Source organism: Ideonella sp. WA131b (assembly GCA_023657425.1).
In the GTDB taxonomy this organism is placed as follows: Bacteria; Pseudomonadota; Gammaproteobacteria; order Burkholderiales; family Burkholderiaceae_C; genus Rubrivivax.
Genome location: JAGTJW010000001.1, coordinates 647929 through 660560 on the forward strand (window position 1 = coordinate 647929; position 12632 = coordinate 660560).

11 protein-coding genes and 1 pseudogene are annotated in these 12632 nt (G+C 71.1%); 7 read left to right on the top strand and 5 right to left on the bottom strand.

Features of this window, described 5'->3' with window-relative positions; translation table 11 throughout:
• Positions 1 to 223 precede the first annotated feature (223 nt).
• Together KA711_03090 and KA711_03095 are read left to right on the top strand one after the other, a co-directional pair.
• Positions 224 to 661 carry a PACE efflux transporter gene (locus KA711_03090; protein MCM0607970.1) on the top strand — a complete coding sequence of 146 codons (438 nt, stop codon included), beginning with the start codon at positions 224 to 226 and terminating at the stop codon, positions 659 to 661.
• Positions 662 to 706: 45 nt separating this feature from the next.
• Positions 707 to 1102, top strand: coding sequence for a VOC family protein (locus tag KA711_03095; protein MCM0607971.1), 396 nt, complete (start codon positions 707 to 709; stop codon positions 1100 to 1102).
• A 79-nt stretch (positions 1103 to 1181) separates the two neighbouring features.
• On the opposite strand, the gene KA711_03100 is transcribed toward KA711_03095, so the two are convergent.
• Together KA711_03100 and KA711_03105 are read right to left on the bottom strand one after the other, a co-directional pair.
• The gene (locus tag KA711_03100; GenBank protein ID MCM0607972.1) at positions 1182 to 2918 is read right to left on the bottom strand and encodes an IS1634 family transposase; all 1737 of its coding nucleotides are present in this window, start codon (positions 2916 to 2918) and stop codon (positions 1182 to 1184) included.
• A gap of 125 nt (positions 2919 to 3043) precedes the next feature.
• Complete coding sequence (locus tag KA711_03105) at positions 3044 to 3289, bottom strand: hypothetical protein (GenBank protein ID MCM0607973.1); 246 nt, start codon at positions 3287 to 3289, stop codon at positions 3044 to 3046.
• Positions 3290 to 3342: 53 nt separating this feature from the next.
• Here KA711_03105 and KA711_03110 point away from each other — a divergent pair.
• A pseudogene (locus KA711_03110) lies at positions 3343 to 4129 on the top strand (formylglycine-generating enzyme family protein).
• On the opposite strand, the gene KA711_03115 reads toward KA711_03110, so the two are convergent.
• On the bottom strand, positions 4102 to 4326 hold the full coding sequence (locus KA711_03115) for a hypothetical protein (protein MCM0607974.1): 225 nt from the start codon (positions 4324 to 4326) through the stop codon (positions 4102 to 4104). The pseudogene KA711_03110 and the gene KA711_03115 overlap by 28 nt on opposite strands.
• 29 nt (positions 4327 to 4355) lie before the next feature.
• On the opposite strand from KA711_03115, the gene KA711_03120 reads away from it, so the two are divergent.
• The 3 genes from KA711_03120 (at position 4356) to KA711_03130 (ending at position 9495) form a co-directional block, all read left to right on the top strand.
• The gene (locus tag KA711_03120) at positions 4356 to 6077 is read left to right on the top strand and encodes a hypothetical protein (GenBank protein ID MCM0607975.1); all 1722 of its coding nucleotides are present in this window, start codon (positions 4356 to 4358) and stop codon (positions 6075 to 6077) included.
• A 162-nt stretch (positions 6078 to 6239) separates the two neighbouring features.
• Positions 6240 to 7217, top strand: coding sequence for a tripartite tricarboxylate transporter substrate binding protein BugE (locus tag KA711_03125; protein MCM0607976.1), 978 nt, complete (start codon positions 6240 to 6242; stop codon positions 7215 to 7217).
• Positions 7218 to 7278: 61 nt separating this feature from the next.
• Positions 7279 to 9495: a S9 family peptidase gene (locus KA711_03130; protein MCM0607977.1), complete on the top strand. Its 2217-nt coding sequence runs from the start codon at positions 7279 to 7281 to the stop codon at positions 9493 to 9495.
• 12 nt (positions 9496 to 9507) lie between these two features.
• Here KA711_03130 and KA711_03135 read toward each other — a convergent pair whose 3' ends face one another.
• A complete protein-coding gene (locus KA711_03135; GenBank protein MCM0607978.1) occupies positions 9508 to 11190 on the bottom strand; it encodes a long-chain-fatty-acid--CoA ligase in 1683 nt (560 codons plus the stop codon).
• A 123-nt stretch (positions 11191 to 11313) separates the two neighbouring features.
• Positions 11314 to 12021 (bottom strand): hypothetical protein, encoded by a 708-nt coding sequence (locus KA711_03140; GenBank protein MCM0607979.1) that lies wholly within the window; start codon positions 12019 to 12021, stop codon positions 11314 to 11316.
• Positions 12022 to 12094: 73 nt separating this feature from the next.
• On the opposite strand from KA711_03140, the gene KA711_03145 reads away from it, so the two are divergent.
• Positions 12095 to 12619 carry a hypothetical protein gene (locus tag KA711_03145; protein ID MCM0607980.1) on the top strand — a complete coding sequence of 175 codons (525 nt, stop codon included), beginning with the start codon at positions 12095 to 12097 and terminating at the stop codon, positions 12617 to 12619.
• The last annotated feature ends 13 nt before the right edge of the window (positions 12620 to 12632 follow it).

The window sequence follows — 12632 nt, forward strand, 5'->3', positions numbered from 1 at the left end:
TCACTCCACAGCATGCCTCGCCCAGACCAGGTCCCGCGCTGGCGGCGGCGTTGCGCGTGGTAGAACCGCCCGCCAAGGGCAACTTGGGTGGTGTGCCGATCGCCACGCGGCGCGGGCTTCTGGTGCCTGACGAGTCGACGCGGTCTTCACCGCTGGCGCGGCATGCAGCGCCCCCGGCCCATTTGTCGGTCTCCTGAATCCCCCTGTCGCCCGTGTCCCGAGCATGACCCCCACCCGCCGCCGCGTGCTCCAGGCGGTGCTCTATGAAGCGGGCGCCATCGCCTTCGTCGGGCCGGTGCTGGGCCTGGCCTTCGGCAAGCCGGCCAGTTCCACCTTCCTGCTGGCCGTGGTGCTGTCAGGCATCGCGCTGTGCTGGAACTATGTCTTCAATGCGCTGTTTGAGCGCTGGGAGTCGCGGCAGGCCGTCAAGGGCCGCGGGCTGGGGCGGCGGCTGGCCCACGGCATCGGCTTCGAAGGCGGGCTGACGCTGATCCTCGTGCCGGTGATGGCGTGGTGGCTTGAGACGGGCTTCTTGGCAGCCTTCCTCGCGAACCTGGGGCTGCTGGCCTTCTTCTTCGTCTACGCCATCGGCTACACCTGGGCCTTCGACCGGATCTTCGGGCTGCCCCAGTCGGCCCGGGCCGCCACGGACCGGCCCTGAGACGGGCGTCTAGAGTCCCGGTTCCCCAACCCAGGAGACAGGCCCATGTTCAGTCACGTGATGCTCGGCACCAACGACATCGAGCGCGCCCGGCGCTTCTACGACGCCGTGTTCAAGCTGTTGGGTGCCGGCGATGCGGTCGAGAACACCAACAGGACCGGGCAGCGCCGCCTGTTCTACCGCCACGAGGGGGCCACGTTCTGCCTGAGCGAGCCCCTCGACGGCCAGCCCGCCAGCGTGGGCAACGGCAGCACCCTCGGCTTCAAGTGCGACAGCGCCGAGCTGGTGCGCCAGTTCCACGACGTGGCCGTGGCGGCCGGCGGCAGCTCCATCGAAGAGCCGCCCGGCCCGCGCGCAGGGCCGTCCGGCGTGCTGCACCTCGCCTACGTGCGCGACCCCGACGGCCACAAGCTGTGCGCCCTGCACCGCCCACGCTCCTAGGCTGAAGTTCCCCCACACCCGAGCCGAATTGCCCTTTTCCATCAACCACTTGCGATGGATTTCGGGTTTGGTTTTCTGACTACGGCTGGATGGCCTGTATCAGCGCCATGGCGCGCTGTTGGTGTGCCGTGGCGGTGGTGAGCACCTCGAAGGTTGGCGCATCTGCGCCAGCGCTCGGTGCGCGGCAGGTGTTGCGCACGAGGGTGGACATCTCTGCCATCAGGGTTGCGAAGCTATGCGCAGGCTGCTCGTCCTCGAGCACCTTCGATGCAGCCTTGGCGCTTGCCGAAGCCGAGCGCATGGCTGGCGCTACTGGATCGCGCGTGGCCTTGGCGGCCTGATCGGTGTCGGCGAACATCAGCTCGCGCCAGGCCTCGCGCATGTGCCACTCGACGTAGAACGCCAGCATGCACAGCAGGATGTGCGCGCGCACCCGGTCGGCCAACCGATGGTGGATGGGCCGCACCTTCAGGTCCACCGTCTTCAATGATCGGAACGCCCGCTCCACGTTGGACAGGGCCTTGTAGCTGCGCACGCAATCCGGTGCGTCCATGCGCTTGGCGTCCAGTGAGGTGCGAATGACATACAGCCCGTCCAGTGCCGCCTCGGCGTTGATGGCGTCTTGCCTTCTCGCCCAGTTCAACGCCGCATCTCCGATGCTCAGCTCGAAGTGCTTGGCCACCTTGTGGCGGTTGATGATCTTGCCCACCTGCACGCCGATCTTGTCCTGCCCGGTGAGCCGGCCCGCATCCACGCTGGCCTTGACCAGGCCCAGCAAGGCCTCGGTGGACTGCAGCAGGCTCTCACGCTTGTGCGCCCGCAGCCTGGCCAGGGCGTCGTTGCGGCAGGCTACCAGGCGCTCGCCGGGATAGTCGGGCGACGTGATCTCGGCCAGGTTGCGCTGATCGAACAAGCCCAGCTGCAGATGGCCCTGCTCGACCAGGGAGCGGATCGAGACGCTCTTGAGCGCTGTGATCCAGTCGATGCCGCCTTGGCCGCGAAGCTCGTCGATGGCCTTTTGCGACACCATCCCGCGGTCGCCCACCATCACCACCTGCGCCAGGCCGAAGCGCTCGCGCACACGCTGCACGGCGGGCAGGAAGGTCAGGCTGTCCGACGTATTGCCCTCGAACACCGAGACGGCCACAGGGCAGCCACGCGCATCGGTGAGCAGCCCGTAGTTGACCTGCAACGTGCCGGGCCGGCCATCGCGGCTGTAGCCCCGCTTGGCCAACGGGCAGGTGCTGCCCTCGAAGTAACTCGAAGACAAGTCGTACAGCACCAATGCACCCTCGCGCAGGTGACGTGCGGCGAGCTTCTTCTCGATGGCGTCCTGGCGCGTCAGCAGCCAATCCATGGCGACATACAGATCGTCCTCGGTGGCGTCAGCAACGCCGAAGTCCTCGGCCAGGGTCGAGCTGTGCCAGCGCCTGGAGGTGGCCAGCTTGGTGTCGGGTTGCACGATGCGCGAGGCCACCATGGCCAGCACCAAGTCGCGTTCACGGCTGGGCGTGGAGGCGATCACCCAGGCCAGCCCCAGACGCTGCATGGCCACAGCGACGGCCTGCACGTGGCCATGAGCGCGGGAGCGCAAAACCTCGAAGGCCTGGGAGGCGGGAACGAAGGTCTCGCCCTGTAGCGAGCGCCGGATGATGTCGATCAGCGCATCGGGCAGGTGGGACAGGTTGCCCAGGGTTTCGTTCTTGACCTTGCCGTCTTCGCGGTAGCTGCGGCGCAGCAGGTGGGTGAAGTAGACCTTGTCCTTGTACGCCCGCTTGGTGGTGACGACGTGAGCGGTTCCTGTGCGGGATGCCATGCTGGCAATTCTGCCTCAGAAGGCGCACAGAAGCAACACGTTTTCGTGACTACACAGTCAGGCACAAAAAAGGCCCGGAAGGGCCGAAATTGTGAGTCGTGACAGGTACTTGGCTCAGCCACGCCTTACGTTGGGGCGGGGAACTTCAGCCTAGGAGCGTGGGCGGCCAGTCGGCCCCAGAGGTCGAGCTCGTCACCCACGACCAAACTGGCGCCGACGCTGCGGGTGGTGGTGGCAGGCAGGGGGTCGGGTGGTTCCAGCGCGCGGTTGGCGGCTTCGGCACGCGCCAGCAGGGCCTGCAGTTCGGGATCGGCGGGGTGGCGCGTCACCCGATCGGGCAGCGCGGCAAAGCCGGTGTGGTCCAGGGTCATCGCGCGCATCGTGCCGCATCGCGCGGCGGGCGCTGGCCGATAGAGTGAACGCCATGCGCCAAGCCCCCTGGAACCTCGGGCCGCGCTGCTGCCGGCCGCCGCTGGCGCTGGCGGCCGCCGCGCAGGCCGCCCCGATCGACTGGCAGCGCGTCGGCGCCTTCGAGATCGCCCGCACCGAGACCACCATCGCGCAGTTCCGCGCCTTCGCGCAGGCCACCGGCGCCGTCACGGCCGCCGAGCGGCGCGGCGGCGGCCAGGTCTACGAGGCCGGCTGGGTGACCCGCAAGCCCGGCTGGACCTGGCAGCGCGCCCTTCGGCCCCGGCCACGCGCCGGCCGACGACGAGCCCGCCGTCCACCTCACCTGGCACGAGGCGGCAGGCCTTCTGCCGCTGGGCCGGCGGCCGGCTGCCCACCGACGCCGAGTGGGCCGGCGCCGCCTATACCGAGCAGCGCGCGCAGCCGCCCGCCCCCTTCGAGCGCGGCCGCCGCTATCCGCTTGCCCACCGGCGATGCAGCGCGCGCGGCGCGCAGTGCCTGGGCGATTGCGGCCCCGAGGCCGCGGCGCGCGCCGTGCGCCACGGCGCGGCGCTGTCGCGCGGCGACTGGGCCATGCCCGCGCCGGGCGCACGCCAGCCGGGCGTGAACGGCCTGTTCGACATGGGCGGCAACGCCTGGGAGTGGGTGGACGAGCCCGCCCGGCGCGGCCGTGCTGACGCCGAGCGCCGCACACGCGGCGGCTCGTGGTGGTACGGCACCGGCGCCGATGCTGCGCCGGTCACCACCAGGCCAAGCCGGCCGACACGGCGGTGGTCTACATCGGCTTCCGCTGCGCACGCTGATCGCGCGGCTCGCGCGGCGTGGGGCGTGAGGACCACGCCCCGATGGACTTGCCGGCCTTCGGCGTGGCGCGCTCCGCCGTGTCGCTGCCGCACACGCTGCTGCCGGGCTCGGTGCTGTGGCGCAGCACGCGGCGGCGGCCGGCCGCGGGTACGCCCCCGCAGCGGTGCCGCCCCCCGCGGCCCGGTTGCGGCAACATCGGCCCCCCGCCCACTACCCGCCCGCGCCGTGTTCCGCCACCAGTACATCGACAACGACCAGCTCACCGATCAACTCCAGCGTTGGGCGCAGCAGCACCCCGGCCTCGTCCACCTGGGCTCGCTGGGCCGCAGCGCCGGTGGCCGCGACATCCCGCTGCTGACCATCGGCCCCGCCCCGGGCGAGCCCGGCCGCGCGCGCCCGGCCGTCTGGGTGGACGGCAACATGCACGCCAGCGAGGTCTGCGGCACCAGCGTGGCGCTGGCCATCGCCGAGGATCTGATCGCCATCCACGGCGGCGCCACCACGGCCGGTGGCCAGCCGCTGCCCGCCCCGATGCTGCAGACGCTGCGGCAGACGCTGTTCTACGTGGCGCCGCGCCTGTCGCCCGATGGCGCCGAGGAGGTGCTCTCGCGTGGCCGCTACGTGCGATCCAGCCCCGTGGACGACCGCGTGGCGCAAGGCCACGCGCACTGGGTGGCCGAGGACCTCGACGGCGACGGCCACGCCGGCTACCTGCGCAGGGCCGACCCCGACGGCGACCTCGTCGAGCTGCGCGGCGACGACGGCAAAGCGCTGGTGCCGCCGGTGATGGTGTCGCGCATGCCCGGCGATGAAGGGCCGTTCTACCGCCTGTACCCCGAGGGCCGCATCGCCCACTTCGACGGCCGCACGGTGCCCGACGCCGGCTTCCTGGGCGACAACGCCTACGACTTCAACCGCAACTTTGCCTACGCCTGGGCGCCCGAGCCGCAGCAGGCCGGCGCCGGCCACTACCCCGGCAGCGCGCCCGAGGTGCGCGCGGTGATGGACTTCGCCAGCCGCCACCCCAACATCATGGTGTGGCTGAACCTGCACACCTTCGGCGGCGTGCTGATCCGCCCGCTGTCCGACCAGCCCGACGGCAAGATGAACCCCGACGACCTGGCGGTGTACCAGCAGGTCGAGGCCTGGATGAGCGAGCACACCGGCTACGCCACGGTGAGCGGGTTCCACGAGTTCCTGTACGAACCCGACAAGCCGGTGTACGGCAGCCTGTCGCAGTACGCCTACCGCCAGCGCGGCGCGCTGGCCTATGTGGTGGAGCTGTGGGACTTGTTCCACCAGCTCGGCATCGCGCGCAAGAAGCCCTTCGTCGACCACTACTCGAAGTTGACGCGGGCCGACCTGCGCGCGCTGGCGGCGTTCGACCGCGAGCACAACGAAGGCCGCATCTTCCGCCCCTGGCGCAAGGTGGCGCACCCGCAGCTCGGCGAGGTGGAGGTGGGCGGCTTCGACCCCCGCATCGGCATCTGGAACCCGCCGCTGGCGCGGCTGGCGCCCACCTGCGCGCAGCAGAGCGCCGCCTTCCTGCGTGTGGCGGCGCTGGTGCCGTGCCTGAGTGTGCAGGTGCTGGAGCAGGCGCCCGAGCAGGGCCACACGCGTGTGACGCTGCGCGTGGCCAACCACGGCTACCTGGGCAGCTGCGGGCCGGCCTCGGCGGCCGGCCTGCCGCACGCCGAGCCGCTGCGCCTGAAGGCCCAGGCTGCGGGCGGCGCCACGCTGCTGGCGCCCACCGAGGCCGTGGTGGAGCTGGGCCACCTGCAGGGCTGGGGGCGCGGACTGCATGGCACGTCGATCTTCTCGCCGTGGTCGCGCGGCAACGGGCACGAGCGCTTCGTCACGCTGCGCGTGGCCGGCACGGGCACCGTGCGTGTCGAGGTGGGCAGTTGCCGCGTGGGCTTTGAGGTGCTGGAGATCGCGGTGGCTTGAGCCGGCCGCTGCGCCTGGAACCCTGGGCCGGAAGGGCCCGCCCGGGGGTGGGGGCAATCCGGCCGACTGGCCAAACCGGGGCCACGGCCCTTAGTCTCCGCAGTGGTTGCGGCGCTGCAAGAGTCAGGCAGCGCGCGTCCACTACCGGAGAAACCGAAGCCCATGGATCGTCGACAGCACCTTGGTGCGCTGCTGGCCGCTGCGGCCGGCACCACGCTGCCCCTGGCCGCCCGCGCGCAGGCCTATCCCAACAAGCCGGTGCGCCTGATCGTGCCCTTCGCGCCAGGCGGCACCACCGACATCATCGCCCGCATCGTGGCGGAGCGCATGAACGCCACCATCGGCCAGAACATGGTGGTCGAGAACCGCGCCGGTGGCGGCGGCACCGTCGGCACGCTCGAGGTGGTTCGCGCCGCCCCCGACGGCTACATCCTGGGCATGGGCACCGTCTCCAGCACCGCGGCCAACCCGGCCATCAACCCGCGCATCCAGTACGACCCGCTGGTGGACCTCACCCCCATCAGCAACATCGCGGCCACCCCGAACGTGATCGCGGTGCATCCCTCGTTCCCGGCCAAGGACTACAAGGGTTTCGTCGAGGTGCTGCGCCGCAACCCCGGCAAGTACAGCTATGCCAGCTCGGGCACCGGTGGCAACAACCACCTGCTGATGGAGCTGTTCAAGGTGCTCACCAAGACCTTCGTGCTGCACATCCCGTACCGCGGTTCGGGGCCGGCCATCAACGACACCGTCGCCGGCCAGGTGCAGGTGCTGTTCGACAACCTGCCCTCGTCGCTGCCCTTCATCCGCGACGGGCGCCTGGTGCCCATCGTCGTGGCTGCACCCAACCGGCTGAGCGTGCTGCCCAACGTGCCCACCTTCAAGGAGATGGGCCTGGATCCTGTCAACCGCATGGCGTTCTACGGCTTCGTGGGCCCCAAGGGCCTGCCGCGCGAGGTGGTCGACCGCATCCACGGCGCCACCCGCACCGTCGTGCAGGATGCCGGCGTGCGCAAGCGCATCGAAGACACCGGCTCGGTGATCCTGGCCAACACGCCGGCCGAGTTCGCGGCGCAGATCCGCGCCGAGCTCGAGGTGTTCCGCCGCGTCGTGCGCGAGCAGAAGCTGACGCTGGAGTAAGCCGCGGCGCGGCTGGCCGAGAATCCAGCGTGCGCGGCCTGCCGCCGCCCGCCGGAGCCTCATGAACCCGCCTGTCCTTCGCCTTCTCGCCGCGGCCGGCGCCGCGCTGCTGCTGCCCGCCGCGTTTGCGGCCACCGTGGCCGGCGTCGCGATGCCGCCGCCCTTCGCGCCCTGCCCGGTGGTCGACACCCACTGGGGCGAGAAGATCGAAGACCCCTACCGTTGCCTGGAGAACACCGCCGACCCGGCGGTGCAGGCCTACATGAAGGCGCAGGCCGACGCGACGGCGCAGGTGCTGTCGCGGCTGCCCGGGCGCGAGCGGCTGCTGCGGCGCATCCAGGAGATCGACGCCGAGGTGCCGGCCAACGTGACCGACGTGACGCGCGACGCGCGCGGCAACCTGTTCTACGAGAAGCGCACAGCGAGCGACAACCAGTTCAAGCTCTACATGCGCCGCGGGCTGGACGGCCCCGAGACGCTGCTGGTCGACCCCGAGCGCCTGTCCCAGGCCGGTGGCCCACCCCATGCCATCGGCGGCTACGCCACCAGCCGTGACGGCCAGCGCGTGGCCTACACCGTCTCGGCCGGCGGCGCCGAGATCGGCAGCTTGCACGTGCTCGACACCGACAGCGGCCGTGAGCTGCTGCCGCCGATCGACCGCATCCGCGGCGGCGGCATCGTGAGCTGGCTGCCCGACGGCAGCGGCTTCTTCCACACCCGCCTGGCGCCGGACTGGAGCCAGCGCCCGCGGGCCGAGCGCTTCCTGGACAACAGCGTCTTCCTGCGCCGGCTGGCCGAGCCCGCGGCCGAGGTGGCGGTGTTCGGGCCGACCGTGCACCCCGAGCTGGGCCTCGCACGATCGGACAACGCGCAGGTCTTCGTGCTCGACAGCCTGCCGCTGGGCGTGGCCGTGGTCTATCACGGCGTGAGCCGCTATCGCTCGCTGTACCTCAGCGACCGCGCCGCGCTGCTGGCGGGCAAGCCGGTCTGGCGCAAGGTGTTCGATCAGTCGGCCCTGGTGGGCGAGGTGGCCGTGCACCAGGGCTGGCTGTACCTGCGCACGGCGCAAGACGCGCCGCGCCACCGCGTGCTGCGTGTGGCGCTGCCCGCGGCCGACATGACCCGGGCCGAGGTGCTGGTGCCGGCGGGGCCTGGGGTCGTCACCGCCGTCGCCGCGGCGCCCGAGGGGCTGTACGTCACGCGCCGCGAGGGCGCGGTCAAGAAGCTGTTCCGCCTGCCGCACGGTGCGCCGCCCGGCACTCAGCTGCAAGCCATTGCGCTGCCCTTCGAGGGCAACGTGACGCTGGCCGACGCCGACCCGGCCATCCCGGGCGTGGTGCTGGGCCTGTCGGGCTGGACGCGGGCGCTGCGGCACTACGTGCTGGAGCCGGGCGAGACCACACCACGCCCGCTGGCGCTGGCGCCGCCGGGGCGCTTCGACGTGCTCAGTGGCGTGACGGCGCGCGAAGTGATGGTGCGCAGCCATGACGGCGTGGAGGTGCCGGTGTCGATCATCGCGCGCAGCGACCTCAAGCTCGACGGCTCCAACCCGACGCTGCTGTACGGCTACGCCGCCTACGGCACCGTCGAGGAGCCCGCGGTCAACCCGCGGCTGCTGGCCTGGCTGGAGCAAGGCGGCGTGTTCGTCATCAGCCACGCGCGCGGCGGCGGCATCTTCGGCGACGCCTGGCACAAGGCCGGCCACAAGGCCACCAAGTTCAACAGCTGGCGCGACGGCATCGCCACCGCCGAGTGGCTGATCGCGCAGGGCTACACCTCGCGCAAGCGGCTGTCGGTGATCGGCGGCAGCGCGGGCGGCATCTTCGTGGGCCGCGCCGTGACGGAGCGGCCCGACCTGTTCTCGGCGGCCGTGATCAGCGTGGGCAACCTCGACCAGATCCGCAGCGAGACACGCGCCAACGGCGTGGCCAACATCCCCGAGTACGGCAGCGTCAAGGTCGAGGCCGAGTTCCACGCCCTGCGCAACAACAGCACCTACGAGCACATCCGGCCGGGCACCGAGTACCCGGCGCTGCTGTTCGAGCACGGCGTCAACGACATCCGCGTCGACGTGTGGATGAGCACCAAGACCGCGACGCGCTTCCTCGCCGCCCAGGCGCCGGGCCGCCCGGTGCTGATGCGGCTGGAAAACGACGCCGGCCATGGCGCGGGCGCCACCCGGGCGCAGGCGCAGCAGCGCACCGCCGACCGTTGGGCCTTCCTGCTGTGGCAGGCGGGGCTGCCGGAGTTCCAGCCCACAGGCCCGAAGGGCCCGTGACCCGGCGCCTGTTCAGGACTGCCGAAGCTCGCGGCGCAGGATCTTGCCGACGTTGCTCTTGGGCAGCTCGTCGCGGAACTCGATGTACTTCGGCCGCTTGTAGGCGGTGAAGTTGTCGCGGCAGTGGCGCATGAGGTCGTCTTCCGACAGGGTGCCGTCGCTGCGCACGACGTAGAGCTTGACGGCTTCGCCGGACTTGTCGTCCGGGATGCCGATGGCCGCGCACTCGAGCACGCCCGGGTGGAGGTTCACCACCTGTTCGATCTCGTTCGGGTAGACGTTGAAGCCCGACACCAGGATCATGTCCTTCTTGCGGTCGACGATGCGCACGTAGCCGCTGTCGTCCATCACGCCGACGTCGCCCGACTTGAAGTAGCCGTCGGGCGTCATGACCTTGGCGGTCTCGTCGGGCCGGTTCCAGTAGCCCGCCATCACCTGCGGGCCGCGGATGCAGATCTCCCCCGGCTGGCCCAGCGGCACGTCGCGGCCGTCGTCGTCGCGGATCGCGATCTCGGTGCTGGGCACGGGCAGGCCGATGGTGCCGCTGAAGGAGGTCAGGTCCAGCCGGTTGCTGGTGGCCACCGGCGAGGTCTCCGACAGGCCATAACCTTCGACGACCGGGCAACCGGTCACGCGCAGCCACTTCTCGGCCGTCGCCTGCTGCACCGCCATGCCCCCGCCGTTGGAGACCACCAGCCCGGAGAAATCGAGCCGGGCGAAATCGGGGTCGTTGGCCAGGGCGTTGAACAGGGTGTTCACGGCCGGGAACATGTTCACGCGGTGCTTCGACAGGGTCTTGATGAAGCCGGGCAGGTCGCGGGGGTTGGGGATCAGCAGGTTCATCGCACCGAAGTGAGCCCCCATCAGCGCGCAGATCGTCAGCGCAAAGATGTGATACAGCGGCAGCGCGCAGACGATGGTCAGCTGCTGGTCGGCCACCTTCTGCAGCATGGGCTTGAACCAGGCCTCGCATTGCATCAGGTTGGCGACGACGTTGCGGTGCAGCAGCGTCGCGCCCTTCGAGACCCCCGTGGTGCCCCCGGTGTACTGGAGGAAGGCGACGTCGTCGGGTGAGATGTCCACGCGCCGCAGGTTCATCCGCGATCCACGCTCCAGGGCCTCGCCGAAACGGCAGACCGTGCGCCCGCCGTCCAGCGGCAGCGTGAACTCCGGCACCATGCGCCGCACGTGGCGAACCGCGAAGTTGATCAGCCGCCCGCGCCAGAAGCCCAGCAGCTCGCCCAGCGACGCCAGCACCACGTGCCGCACCTCGGTGCGCTCGATCACCTCGCTCAGGGTCGACGCGAAGTTTTCCAGCACCACGATCGCCTTGGCGCCGCTGTCCTTGAGCTGGTGCTCCAGCTCCCGCGCCGTGTACAGCGGGTTGACGTTGACCACCACGTAACCGGCGCGCAGCACCGCGGCCATCGCCACCAGGTACTGCGGCACGTTGGGCATCATCAGCGCAACGCGGTCCCCGGGCTCCAGCCCCAGGGTCTGCAGCCAGGCACCGAATGACGAGGACAGTTCGTCAAGCTCGCCATAGGTGAGCCGGCTGTCCATGCAGGACAGCGCGTTGCGCTTGGCGTTGCGGCGGAAAGCCGCTTCCAGCACATCGGCCAGGTTCCGGTAGGCCGTGATGTCGGCCTCGGCCGGGACACCTTCGGGGTACTGCAACAACCAGGGCTTTTGCACGTCAGGACAGGGCGTGGAACACGGTTGCGCATGGTGGCGGCAGCGCGCCGCCCCGCGCACCCGGGCTTGCACTAGGAGCGGGCGCTGGATTTCTGCCGCCCCCGCTCCTGGGAGCGTGGGCGATCACCCCAGATCGGGCGCCGCGCCACCGCCGAACAGCCGCAACGCCAGCGCGCGCTCGCGCGATGCGATGGTGTCGAGGAAGAACTCTGCCCCGGCCATGTCGCGGAAGGTGTCGAACCCGCGCTCGAGAAACCCCTGCAGGGCCGCCAGCCCTGCCGCCGATGCCGGCCCGCGCATGAGGCGCAGCGTCTGCCGCAGCCAGGCGTTGCGGGTGTAGCGGTCCAGGGCCTGCCCGACCGAGACCATCAGCCCGATCTGTCGCTCGCGCGACAGCGGCTCGCCCACGTCGCGCCAGGCCAGGCCGTAGGCCGCGCCGCCCGGCGCCGCCGCGTCGGGCGCGCGGGCGCGCCAGGCCCGGGCCATGGCGGTGTCGAGCCGCTCCGACAGCGCATGCAGCTCCGCGAGCTCCGAGACGGTGTGCACGATGTGCTCGGGGAACAAGCGCACCAGCGCCGGCACGATCCGCGCGAACTGCGCGTCCCGATCCGCGAAGTCGGCCGGGCCGTAGAGATCGGTGAGGAAGAACTCGGCCGCACGCGCGTAGCGTGGCTGCGCCATCAGGTCGGCGTAGGTCATGCCGAAGCGGGCGTGCTGGTAAAGCTTGATCGCGCGCACCGCCGCGTCCAGCGGCGCATCGGATGCCCGCAACGCGCGCTCCGCGGCCACGGCGCGCAGCCCCTGCAGGATGCGATCTGCCGCCGATGACATGGGCCTTCTCCTGCGCAGTCGCTTAGTTGATCCACCCTAGAGCGCGGGCCCGCGATGATGCAACACTCCGCGCATGCAGCGCCGTACCCTGCTCCGCGTGGGCCTGGCCGCCGGACTCGCCCTCGGGGCCGGCGCCGGGCTCGTGGCCCTGATCCAGCCCGGCCGTGCCGAGGGCCGCCTGAGCACCGCCGGGCGTGCGCTCTATGCGGCGGTGGCGCGCGGCGTGCTCGGCACCCTGGTGCCGGCCGACGCCGCCGCGGCACAGACGCTGCTCGATGCGCACCTGGTGCGCCTGGAGCAGGCCATCGCCGGCATGCCGCCCGCGGTGCAGGCCGAGATCGACCAGCTCACCACGCTGCTGGCCAGCGCGCCGGGCCGCCGGCTGCTCGTCGGGCTGGCCACGCCCTGGGCCCAGGCCTCGGCCGCGGAGGTCGAGGCCGCGCTGCAGGGCCTGCGCCACTCGCCCCGGTCGCTGCGCCAGCAGGTCTACCAGGCGCTGCGCGAACTCACGAACGCTGCCTTCTTTGCCGACAGCGCCACCTGGGCCTTGATGGGCTACACCGGTCAACGCCCGGTGCCCAACCTGCCGCCGGCCTGAGCGAGGCACCCGA